This is a genomic window from Saccharothrix ecbatanensis, assembly GCF_014205015.1.
In the GTDB taxonomy this organism is placed as follows: Bacteria; Actinomycetota; Actinomycetes; order Mycobacteriales; family Pseudonocardiaceae; genus Actinosynnema; species Actinosynnema ecbatanense.
Window position 1 is genome coordinate 3,895,629 of the sequence record NZ_JACHMO010000001.1, and the last position, 11,313, is coordinate 3,906,941.

Annotated in this window: 8 protein-coding genes; all 8 read right to left on the reverse strand. The window is 69.8% G+C overall.

Annotation, left to right across the window (positions count from 1 at the left end):
• Positions 1–43: 43 nt before the first annotated feature.
• On the reverse strand, positions 44–2,194 hold the full coding sequence (locus tag F4560_RS16260; RefSeq protein WP_184920934.1) for an alpha-galactosidase: 2,151 nt from the start codon (positions 2,192–2,194) through the stop codon (positions 44–46).
• Positions 2,191–2,622 carry a Beta-galactosidase C-terminal domain gene (locus F4560_RS16265; RefSeq protein ID WP_184920936.1) on the reverse strand — a complete coding sequence of 144 codons (432 nt, stop codon included), beginning with the start codon at positions 2,620–2,622 and terminating at the stop codon, positions 2,191–2,193. The genes F4560_RS16260 and F4560_RS16265 overlap by 4 nt, the downstream gene beginning before the upstream one ends.
• Before the next feature lie 405 nt (positions 2,623–3,027).
• Positions 3,028–4,191: an ROK family protein gene (locus tag F4560_RS16270; protein ID WP_184920938.1), complete on the reverse strand. Its 1,164-nt coding sequence runs from the start codon at positions 4,189–4,191 to the stop codon at positions 3,028–3,030.
• Between the two features lie 69 nt (positions 4,192–4,260).
• Positions 4,261–6,162: a glycoside hydrolase family 127 protein gene (locus F4560_RS16275; protein ID WP_246477821.1), complete on the reverse strand. Its 1,902-nt coding sequence runs from the start codon at positions 6,160–6,162 to the stop codon at positions 4,261–4,263.
• 28 nt (positions 6,163–6,190) lie between these two features.
• Positions 6,191–7,720, reverse strand: coding sequence for an alpha-N-arabinofuranosidase (locus F4560_RS46170; RefSeq protein WP_184920940.1), 1,530 nt, complete (start codon positions 7,718–7,720; stop codon positions 6,191–6,193).
• Positions 7,721–7,776: 56 nt separating this feature from the next.
• Complete coding sequence (locus F4560_RS16285; protein WP_184920942.1) at positions 7,777–8,670, reverse strand: carbohydrate ABC transporter permease; 894 nt, start codon at positions 8,668–8,670, stop codon at positions 7,777–7,779.
• Positions 8,667–9,671 carry a carbohydrate ABC transporter permease gene (locus F4560_RS16290; RefSeq protein ID WP_184920944.1) on the reverse strand — a complete coding sequence of 335 codons (1,005 nt, stop codon included), beginning with the start codon at positions 9,669–9,671 and terminating at the stop codon, positions 8,667–8,669. The genes F4560_RS16285 and F4560_RS16290 overlap by 4 nt, the downstream gene beginning before the upstream one ends.
• 67 nt (positions 9,672–9,738) lie before the next feature.
• Complete coding sequence (locus F4560_RS16295) at positions 9,739–11,037, reverse strand: ABC transporter substrate-binding protein (protein WP_184920946.1); 1,299 nt, start codon at positions 11,035–11,037, stop codon at positions 9,739–9,741.
• Between the last annotated feature and the right edge of the window lie 276 nt (positions 11,038–11,313).

The window sequence follows — 11,313 nt, forward strand, 5'->3', positions numbered from 1 at the left end:
CATGGGGCCGGGCAGGTGCCGGTGAGTTGCCGGGATGTGGGTGTCAAGCACCTCCGTCCAGTGCGGTGAGTTCGAGCACCAGGGCCTGCGCCGGTGCGAGCAGTGGTGCGGCGAGTCCGGCTTGGGCCAGGACGCGGCCGGTGGCGACGGTCGTTCCGGCGGTGATCCACGCCGGTGGCCGGACGTCGAGCAGCCGGGGTGCCGGCAGTTCGTCCACCACGCGCACCGTGTACCGACGCGTCGGGTCGAGGCCGGGCAGGCGGATGGGTGGCGGCACGGCGCGGTCGCCGGAGTCGGTGCGGGACAGGCGGTACAGCGCGTGGGCGCGGTCGGGGGCGACCGCTCCGGTGAGCAGCGCTCCCCCGTCGGTCGGGGTGTCGTGGACGAGTTCCCCGGTGTGCAGGGTGGGTCGCACGCGGCGGTAGAAGTCGATCCACGCGGTCAGGACGTCCAGCTCGTCCAGGCCGCCGGCGGTGAGGTCCCATTCCAGACCAGGTGAGGCGAACAGGGTGGTGGCAATCCGGAAGCCGAGGTCGGCGTGCCGGCCGGAGGTGTGGGACCGGGGCGGGCCGACGTGGCTGCCGATCAATTCCGGCGGCAGCAGCAATTCGGTCCAGCGTTGCAGCCGGGAGCGCTCGATGGAGTCGTTGGAGTCCGACGGCCAGACCCGGTCGGTGCGTTCCAGGATGCCGAGGTCGATGCGGGCGCCGCCGGAGGCGCACGACTCGATCTCCAGTGCCGGATACCGGGCGCGCAGGGCGTCGAGGAGGTCGTAGAGGGCACGCACCTGCGCGTCGACCCCGGCGCGACCCAAATGGGTGGCTTCGAGCAGGTCGCGGTTCTGGTCCCACTTGAGGTAGGCGATGTCGTACTCGTCCAGCAGCGCGGACAGGTGCTTGAGCAGGTATTCGCGGACCTCCGGCAGCGCGAGGTCGAGCACGTGCTGGTTGCGCATTGTCCGTGCGCGGCCGGCGTCCGGGGTGAGCAGCCAGTCGGGGTGTTCGCGGGCCAGGTCGGAGTCGAGGTTGACCATCTCCGGCTCGACCCACAGCCCGAACTGCATGCCCAGTCCGCGCACGTGGTCGACCAGGGGGTGCAGGCCGTTCGGCCACACCGCCTCGTCCACCACCCAGTCGCCGAGCCCGGCGCGGTCGTCGCGGCGGCCGCGGAACCAGCCGTCGTCGAGCACGAACCTCTCCACGCCGATGTCCGCGCCGATGTCCGCGAGCCGGTGCAGGGTGGGGAGGTCGTGGTCGAAGTAGACGGCCTCCCACGTGTTCAGCACGACCGGTCGTGGCGAGGTGGGGTGGTGTGGTCGGTCGCGCAGCGAGGCGTGCAGGCGGGCCGACACCCCGTCGAGCCCGCGGTCGGACCAGACGAAGACGCCGTCCGGGGTCTGGAAGGTCTCCCCCGCCGCCAGTTCGACCTCGCCGGTGCGGAGCAACTCCCCGACGCCGATCGCGACGCGCCCCTCGGGCAGGTCGTCGACGCGGTAGCGGGCGTCGCCGCTCCACGCGAGGTGGGCGGCCCACAGCTCGCCGTGACGGTCACCGAAGCCCGGCGTGCCCGCCACCAACAGCATCGGCGAGTCGTGGCCGGTGCGCCCGCGACGGGACTCGCGCACCAGCGTCCCCTGCGTGCGGGGACGCCGCTGCGGCACCCGTTCGCGCGTCCAGCGACCGGAGAAGTCGAGCAACTCGGTCGCGCGGTCGTCCAGCGGCAGCACCGTGTCGGCGACGACGACGCGCACCGGGGTCGATCCCTCGTTTCGCACCCGGTGGCGCACGCGGAGAACGCCGTGCGCGTCCAAGCCGAGGTCGATCTCCAGCACGACACCGGCGGACCACGCGGTCACCGTGACGTCGGTGGACGTGACGCCGAACCCGTCGACGTGCCAACGGGGTCGGAACGGACTGCCTTCCGACTCCAGCAGCAGACCGGGGGCTCCCGCCCACCCGTCGCCCTCGCCGGGCGCCAGGGTGAACGGCCACGGCTCGTCCAGCGCGCTGGCCGAGACCCCGCGTTCCCGCGCGATCCGGAACTGGTCGAGCTCCGCCACACCGAGCGGGCCGAGATCAGCACCCCAGTGCAGCACCTCCGGCAAGCCCTCGACCTGTGGCGCCAGCACGAGCGACACCCCGGCCGCCGCGAGGACGACCGGATGACCGGGCCACGTCGGCCCGGTGCCGGTCACCGGCGCTCCCGCACGATGCGCACCTCGTGGCCCGGCACGACCGGTTCGTGGTCGACGGTTTCCCCTGTCACGACTTCGACTCCCTTCAGCGCCACCTGGCGCGCCTCGTCACCGTGATTGAGGGCGAACACCCACGTGGTGCCGTCCTTCTCGCGGCGCACCACGTCCGGTCCCGCTCCGCCGCCGGGCTCCCGCAACGAGGCCCACCACCGGAAGAACAGCGCCCCGTCGGCACCACACGCGATGTGCCCGAGACTGTCCCGGACCAACTCACGGGATGCCTTGGCCCGGTTGAGGTTGGTGGTGATCGGCGTGGTGGGGGCGAACTGGCGGATGATGTCGCGCTCGGCCTTGGAGTGGTCCAGCAGCGAGTCCGAGCAGAACCGGTCGTGGTCCGGCATCAGGGCCGTCGGCCAGTGCGTCGTCATCCCTTGAGTCCTCCGGTCAGCAGGTCGAGCTTCCAGAACCGTTGCGGGAACAGCACGAACACCACGAGCGGGATGATCGCGCCGGCGATGGCCGGCGATCAGAGGGCGGCCGGTGATCCCTTGGACGCCAAGGCGTGCAGCCCGACGGTGGGCGGGTAGGTGTCCTGGTCGGACAGCATCGAGCGAACTCGAGCGTGACGGGTCCGTCCCCGCCGGGTGTCTCCCCGGAGCAGTCCGCCGGAACGAGGGCGGCGACCGCGCCGAGGGGGTGTGGATGAACGCGATCGCATGCGAGGCATCTCCCTTGACAGCTCCATGGTGTGCGGGTCGAGCCGATCGCCCGTGCCCACCCACGCTAAGAGCCACGTCAGGGGTTTGTCAACCTCCGTGACAAAGACCGTTTTGTCAGCTCAGCAGGGAGAAGATGGCGGTTCCCGCCGCTGCGCGTGCCCACTCGGAGAAGTCGAAGTCCTGCACGTCGAGCGCCGCGCTGCCGACCCCGCCTTCGGCCAGCCGGTCGATCTCGGCGTGCACGACATCCGCCGCGACGCGGTAGGTGTCCAACCCGTCGCCGGTGAGCACCACCTTCTCCGGGTCGACCGTGTTCTGGATCAGAGCGATCAGCCGCGCCAACGCCACACCGGCGGCCTCGACCGCCCGACGCTCCACACCATCCCCGGCGCGCGCCGCCTCGATGACCGCCCTGTAGTCACCGGAAGCCGAGCCGGCGTTGCGCACCACCGCGCCCTCGTTGAGCAGCCCGCTCGCGCAACCCCGATGGCCCCGTTCGCAGACCGGCCCGTCCGGGACGACGACCACGTGGTCCAACCGCCCGGCGGCACCGTGGGCGCCGCGCACCACTCGCCCGTCGACGACGAACCCGAAACCCAGCCCCGCGCCGATCGTCACCAAAGCCATCGACGACACACCGGCGCCGACCCGGCTCCACGCCTCCAACGCGGTCAGGGCGCTCACGTCGTTCTCGACCACCACCGGGAACCCCGTCGCCTCCGCGACCAACCGCCCGAGCGGCACGTCACCCGTCCAGCCGAGGAACGGCGACTGGTGGACCACCTCCGCGCCCGGGACGCCGGTCACCGCACCGGCAAGGCTGATCCCGACCGATGTCAACCGCGGGAACCGACCGCGAACCTCTTCCACGTGGGCCGCGATCTGCATGACCACGTGATCGACGTCCTGAGCCGCGAGCGCCGCGCTCGAATGCTCCTGGACCGTCGCCGCCACGTCCGTCACGACCGCGTGCAGCGCGTCACCGGTGAGCTTGATCCCCAGGAAGTGGTGCGCAGACGCCACCACCTCCAAGACCTCCGAAGGACGGCCGGTCGTCGCCCGCAACTCGACCACGCCCTCCCGCACCAGCCCGACCTCGAGCAACTCCCGCGTCACCCGCGTCAGGCTGGTCCGCGACAACTCCAGCATGCGGGCCATCTCCGCACGCGGAAGACCGCCACGCGTCAACAACAGCCGCAACGCCGCACGGGAGGACGCGGAAAGCCGAGGCCAAGCCAGAGCGCCAACGCCTGGCGCCGCGACGGTAGGACGTGACATGACCGTCACCGTACGCGACCACGGAAGGGTCACCGCGGTGATGTCGGAGCAAGTGGGAGAGGTGTTTCGTCACGCCGTGGTGGTCGGCACCCAGACCCGCATCGGTCCGGGCGTCCGGTTGCCCACAGGAAGTACGGAACGGCGGCGAATGTGATCGGAGTGGAGCTGATCGCGGTGGCAGCGGCGGTGTAGAGCTTGTCGGTTGGCGGTGGTTCGACCGTGCCGCGCACGGTCAGGGCCCTGCGGGCTGCCCAGCAGGCCGGTGGTCGCAGGGCTGGTGGGCTCGATCCGGACGTCCTCCAGCATCACGTCGGCGGGCAGGTCGGCCTGTTCGACGCAGTAGACGAGGGGGCCGCGGGTCAGCGCGACGCAGCCGCGGACGGCGTCGATGCGGGGGTGCGGTCGCACCACGCGCACAGGCATGTCCAGTTCGAGCACGACGGTCGCGCCGGCCGACCAGTCGCGCCGCAGCCTCAGGTAGCCGTTCCTGGGCACCGCGTCGACGGGTGCGCCATTGACGCGTACCCGGGTCGAGGTGCACCAGCCGGGCACGCGCAGCGACAGCGTGACCGGTGCGGAGGCGGTGACGGTCAGCTCCACGTGCCCGTGCCACGGGTAGTCGGTGCGGGTGGTGATCTCCACGGCGGTGCCGTCGACCTCGGTGTGGATGGTGCCGGCCGTGTAGAGGTGAACCTGCACGCCGTCGTGGTCGGTCGTGGTCGTGTAGCCGTGCAGGGAGGCGATCAGGCGGGCGAGGTTGGGCGGGCAGCAGGCACAGGAGTACCAGGGCAGGCGCTGCGCGGGCGCGTCCTCGTCCGAGCCGTCGTGGCCGGTGCGCACGTGCAGCGGGCTGGAGCGGAAGAAGTGCTTGCCGTCCAAGAAGGTGGCGACCGCGACCGCGTTGTACAGGGCGCGTTCCAGCTCGTCGGCGTAGCGGGACTCGCCTGTGGCCAGCAGCATGCGCCAGTTCCACTGCACCGAGGCGATGGCGGCGCACGTCGCGGCGTAGGCGCGGTCGGCGGGCAGCTCGTAGGGGTCGCCGAACGCCTCGTCCTGGTTGCGGGAGCCGTAGGCGCCGGTGATATAGGTCTTGCTGCCGAACGCGTCGTCCCACAACCTGCCCGCCGCGGCCAGCAGTTCGTCGTCGTGGGTCTCCACCGCGACGTCGACCACCCCGGCCAGCAGGTACAGCTGCCGCACGGCGTGGCCCGCGACCTCGTCCGCCTCGCGGACCGGGACGCGGTCCTGGAGGTAGGCGGGGCCGAAGCGCTCGTCATCGAGCAGCCCGCGGCCGCGCAGGTCGATCATGCGGCGGGCGAGGTCGAGGTAGGGGCGGTGACCGGTGACCCGGTACAGCTCCACCAGGGCGGTCTCGACCTCGGGGTGCCCGTCGAGCCCGTCCGGGCCGTCGTCCGCGCCGAATGTCTCCACCAGCAGGTCGGCGAACCGCCGGGCCACCGCGAGCAGCTCCGAGCCCACGCCCGCCCGTGCGGCGGCCACGGCGGCCTGGAACAGGTGGCCGGCCACGTACAGCTCGTGACTGCGGTGCAGTTCCTGCCACCGGCGGTCGGGCTCGACGGCGGCGTAGTAGGAGTTGAGGTAGCCGTCGTCGCCCTGGGCCTTGGCCAGCAGCTCGGCGGTCGACTCGAGGAACGCCGCGAGCTTGGCGTCGCCGGGGTTCCCGGCCAGGTGCCAGGCCGCGGCTTCCAGGGTCTTGTGCACGTCGGAGTCGGCGAACCACACGTTGCGGAACTCGCCGGACTTTTCGCCTGTGACCAAGCGGAGGTTGTCCAGTGCGCCGGAAGCTGCCAGCTGCTTGACGCAGTGCGGCAGGGTGCGGGTGGCGTTGCGGTGCTGCCACTGCCCGAACAGGCTGTCCCGCTCGAAGGTGACGTCGTCCAACGCTGCCGGCCGCAGCGCGGTCCTGGCCTCCGCGGTGGGTCGCACGGGGCCGTGGTGCGGGTCGGTCATGGGGATTCCTTGTCAGCCCTCGTGACCGTCACGCCAGTGCGCCCGCAACAGTCACGAAGGAGTGCGCGGGCAGGTGCACCCGCAGTGTCGTGCCTTCGAACTTCACGCCCTCGTGCGCGCGCGGTGCCACGGCTTCGAGCGCCTCGGGCGTGTTGTGGGCCTGCAGCGTGTCGGCGGTGAGGATCGTCGCCTCGATGTCGCCCACGGTCCCGCCGCGCAGGTCGATCTCGACGTCCCGACCCGCGCCGGCGTCCAGGTTCGACAGCGAGACGAGCAGGCGGCCGTTCTTGCGGGAAGCCGAGACCGAGACCGTCGGCAACGGCTTGCCGTCCACCTCTCGGGTCGGGATCCCGGCCGGGGTGTCCACGCGCAGCGACGCCGCGTCCTGGTGGCCCTTGTTCATCCGGAACACGTGGTAGGTCGGGGTGAGCACGAGCGCGCCGGAGTCCGGGTCGGTCAGGATCATCGCCTGGAGCACGTTGACCGTCTGCGCGATGTTGGCCATCACCAGGCGGTCGGCGTGCCGGTGGAAGATGTCGAAGTGGAGGCTCGCCACGAGTGCGTCGCGCATCGTGTTCTGCTGGTACAGGAACCCCGGGTTGGTGCCCGGCTCCACGTTCCACCAGGTGCCCCACTCGTCGAGCACGAGCCCGATCTCCTTGGTGGGGTCGTACACGTCCATGACGCGTCCGTGGCCGGTGAGCAGCTCGTCCGTGCGGTTGGCCTGGAGCATCGTGGCGTAGTACTCGTCTTCGGTGAAGACCGTCGCGTCGCCCTTGTCGCTCCACGTGCCGGAGATCGTGTAGTAGTGGACCGAGAGCGCCTGGTACAGCGGGCGCTCGACGCGTTGGCAGCCCAGGTGCGAGAGCTGCTTCATGAGGGTTTCGGTCCAGGCGTAGTCGAACTCCGCGGCGCCGGCCGCGATGCGGTAGAGCTTGTTGTCGCCGTAGTCGCGGCAGTAGGTCGCGAAACGGCGGGCCTCAAAGGCGTACTGCGCGGCCGACATGTTGCCGCCGCAGCCCCAGGCCTCGTTACCCAGCCCCCAGAACCGCACCGTCCACGGCTCCTCGCGCCCGTTGACCCTGCGCTCGCGCACGGCCGGGGACCCGCCCTGGCGGGTCACGTACTCCACCCACTCGCTCATCTCCTGAACCGTGCCGGAGCCGACGTTCCCGGACACGTACGGCTCGGTGCCCAGCAGCTCGCACAGCGCCATGAACTCGTGCGTGCCGAAATGGTTGTTCTCCTCGACCCCGCCCCAATGGGTGTTCACCATGACCGGCCGGTCCCCCTTGGGGCCGATGCCGTCACGCCAGTGGTACTCGTCGGCGAAGCAACCGCCGGGCCAGCGCAGGTTCGGGATGCCGAGCGCGCGCAGAGCCTCGACCACGTCGAGACGGATGCCGCCCACGTTCGGCACATCGGAATCCTCCCCCACGTAGAAGCCGCCGTAGATGCACCGGCCCAGGTGTTCGGCGAAGTGGCCGTACACGTGGCGGTTGATCACGGGACCCTCGACGTCGAGGTTGACGACAGCGCGGACAGTGGCTTCGGTCACGAATGGCTCCTGGTGGTCGAACGTCGTATCGGGTGTTCCGGATTGGTCGTGCCGGCTCAGCCTTTGATGGCTCCGGCCATGATGCCCGCGACCAGTTGCCTGCCCGCGAACACGAAGAGGATGAACAGGGGGATGGTGGAGAGCAGGGCTCCGGTGAGGATGAGCGGGTAGTCGGTGTAGTACTGCGACTGGAGTCCTTGGAGGGCGACGGGCAGGGTGGCGCTCTTGCTGTCGAGGATGATGTAGGGCCAGAAGAAGTTGGTCCAGCTACCCACGAAGGTGAAGAGGAACAGCATCGCCGCGGCCGGGCGGGCGGCCGGTAGTGCGATGTGCCAGAACGTTTTGATCAGCGAGGCGCCGTCGATGCGCGCGGCGTCGATGAGCTCGTCGGGTAGCGCCCCGCGTAGGAACTGGGTCATCCAGAACACGCCGAACGCGGTGACGAGGCTGGGCAGGATGACCGCCAGGAGGCTGCCGCGCAGGTTGAGGTGGTTCATGAGCAGGAAGAGCGGGACGACGCCGATCTGGGCGGGTACGGCCATGGTGGCGACGACCGCGACCAGCAGGGCGTTGGAGCCGCGGAACCGGAGCTTCGCGAAGGAGAATCCCGCCAGGGTGGAGAACAGGACGACCGCGAGCGCGGTCGTGGCCGAGACGAACAGGGAGTTCAGGGCCGCGGCGACGAGGTTGATGTCGGCGGTGAGGACTCGTCGGATCGAGTTGATCAGGTTGGGTCCGACGGTGAGGGTGGGCTCGTCGGAGTAGATCACGTCGTTGGTCCAGCTACCGACCACGATGGTCCAGTAGAACGGGAACGCCCCGATGGCGGCGACGATCATGAGTGTCGCGTAGGTCGCCCATCCGGGGCGGCGGGCCTCGCCGAAGGTCTCGCGGCGCTTGCCCGGGCGCGACGTGGCCCGTCGGGCTCCGGGTTGGAGGGTCGTGGTCATCGCTTGGCTCCGTTCTCCGAGGCGATCTTCCGGGCGATCAGGAAGTTGATCAGTCCGATGAGGACGATCAGCAGGAGGAGGAGCCAGGCGATCGCGGCGGAGCGGCCGAGGTTGGCGTGCCGCCAGCCGACTTCCCACAGGTAGAGCGTGATCGTCTTCCACTGGCCGTCGGCGCCGCCGACGGGTCCGTTGCCGCCGGCGCCGCCGAACATGCGGGGTTCGTCGAAGATCTGGAGGTTTCCGATGGTGGTGGTGATGATCACGAAGATGAGCGTCGGGCGCAGCATCGGGATGGTCACCGAGAAGAAGCGGCGGACCCGGGTCGCGCCGTCGATGCTCGCCGCCTCGTACAGGTCGCGGGGGATGGCCTGCATGCCGGCGAGCAGGATGAGCGCGTTGTAGCCGGTCCAGCGGAAGGAGACCATCGTGGAGATCGCGACGTGGCTGGCCGTCGAGGAGCCGGTCCACTGGACCTCCGGCAGGCCGACGGTGGCGAGGAGGTTGTTGATGAGCCCGAACTGGTCGCCGAACAGGTTGGAGAAGATGATCGCCACCGCGACCGGGGCGGCCACGTAGGGCAGCAGGACGGCCATGCGCCAGAACGTCCCGGCCCGCAGGTTCGCGTCCAGCACCGCCGCGATGAACATCGCCGCGATCAGCTGGGGCACCGCGGTGAACACGAAGATCGACAGGGTGTTGAACACCGATTTCCAGAACACGTCCTGGCCGAGGACCGCGGTGAAGTTGTCCAGGCCGACGAAGTCGCCCTGCCCGCCGATGGTGTGCCAATCGTGCAGGGCGACCCATCCGGTGTAGAACATCGGCGCGAGCCCGAACAGCAGGAACAGGATGAAGAACGGCGCGATGTAGAGATACGGCGATACCCGCAGGTCGAGTCCGGCGGCCGTGACCCGTCGCCTGGAGCCGCGCTGCGGACGCCGGCGTTCCGGGGCCGGGGCATCGGTTCTGAGCCCTGGCGCCGGGTCGTGTGTGGTTGTCATCAGAGGTTCCGTTTCCCTCTCGTTTCCGGCGGGCCGGGCCCTGCCGGGACCCGGCCCGCCTGTCTCGTCAGTTGAGCGATTCGAGTTCGGAGAGGACCTGCGCCCAGGACTGGTCGACGCTCTGCGACTTGTCCACGTCGACCCGGTTGAGGCCGGCGACGATCACGTCGTGGACCTTCTTGTAGTTCGGGCCCTTGAACGGGACAACCTTGACCGCCGCGGCCCGGTCGGCCCAGATTTGGCCGGTGGGAGCGTTGTTGAAGAACGGGCTGGTCAGCGGCAGGAGCTTCGGGGAGTTCATCGCCTCGACCTGGCTCGGGGACCCGCCGCCGTTCTTCACGGCCGCGTCCAGCGCCACCTCGGCGGAGGTGAGGTAGGCGGCCAGGTCCTTGGCCTCCTCGGGGTGCTTGCACTGGGCCGGGACGGAGAGATAGGACCCTCCCCAATTGCCGCCGCCGCCGGGGAAGACGTTGGCGATGTCCCAGCCGACGAAGTCATCGCCCGCGTTGCCCTTGATCGTGCCCGACATCCACGACGGCGCCATGACGACGGCGAAGGTGTCGTTGCGCTTGAAGGAGGCGTTCCAGTCCGAGGACCACTGCGTCAGGCCCGCGGACTGCTTCTGCTCGGTGCCGTGCTTGAGCACGGTCCGGAAGATCTTCTCGACCTCGGAGCCGGCGAGGTTCTTGCGCGTGCCGTCCTTGTTCTCGTAGGCGTACTCGACCTGGTTGACCATGCCGGTGTAGGCGCCCTGCACCGACTCGAACCAGGCCGAGTCCGACTTCGCCGTGAACTCCGCGCCGACTTCGTAGAACCGTTCCCAGGTCGCGTTGTCGCCGCCGAGGTATGCGGCGACCGCCTCGCGGTCGGAAGGCAGACCGGCCGCCTTGAACAGGTCGGCGCGGTACGCGACGGCCTGGGGGCCGATGTCGGTGCCGTAGCCGATGACCTTGCCGTCCTCGGTGGTCGCCGCCCCTGACTTCCAGTCGAACCAACGATCCTCGAGCTCGGGGTCGGACAGGTCGACGAAGCGGTCGGAGAACTTCTTGAACTCCCCGAGCCAGTCGACTTCGAGCGCTTCGACGCAGGCCAGACCCGAGTCCTGGCCGACGAAGTTGAGCAGCTTCTCGCGCTGGTCGTCGCCGCCTCCGGCGGTCGCGTACTCGACAGTGACGTTGGGGTGCTTGGCCTCCCACTGCTCGATGTAGGGGCCGTATCCCCAATCGCCGAACGTGGCGATCTCCAGGACGATCTTGCCGTCCCCTGTTGGCTTCGACCCGTCGGTCGAGCAGCCCGCGAGGACGAGAGCAGCAGCGGTCGCGGCGGCGATGGCGGCCGACGCACGGTTCACTATCGATGTTCTCATCGTGGTTCTTTCGTAGTGGGGATTGACGCAGGACAGGGTTGTCCGCGTCGGCATGGCGGGCTCGACTCCCGCCGTCGTGAGGAGCCGAGCCCAGGTGCTCGGTCTGGCGCTGCGGGAACGCTCACAGGCCGGTTGGGACTCGGTTGGCTGTGAGCCGAGTCCCTCGTCAGGCCGCGGTGCAGGAAACCGAGTCGGCTTCGCGGGCCTTGCCGGTCGCGGATCCGATGAATCCGAACGAGAACGAGGTAGCGGGTTGGGGGTTCGGCGCCCGGCTCG

Bases quoted from the DNA above. Each gene is read 5' to 3' on its own strand.
- F4560_RS16295 (WP_184920946.1), bottom strand. From the start codon at position 11,037: ATGAGAACATCGATAGTGAACCGTGCGTCGGCCGCCATCGCCGCCGCG.
- F4560_RS16290 (WP_184920944.1), bottom strand. From the start codon at position 9,671: ATGACAACCACACACGACCCGGCGCCAGGGCTCAGAACCGATGCCCCG.
- F4560_RS16265 (WP_184920936.1), bottom strand. From the start codon at position 2,622: ATGACGACGCACTGGCCGACGGCCCTGATGCCGGACCACGACCGGTTC.
- F4560_RS16270 (WP_184920938.1), bottom strand. From the start codon at position 4,191: ATGTCACGTCCTACCGTCGCGGCGCCAGGCGTTGGCGCTCTGGCTTGG.
- F4560_RS16285 (WP_184920942.1), bottom strand. From the start codon at position 8,670: ATGACCACGACCCTCCAACCCGGAGCCCGACGGGCCACGTCGCGCCCG.
- F4560_RS16275 (WP_246477821.1), bottom strand. From the start codon at position 6,162: ATGACCGACCCGCACCACGGCCCCGTGCGACCCACCGCGGAGGCCAGG.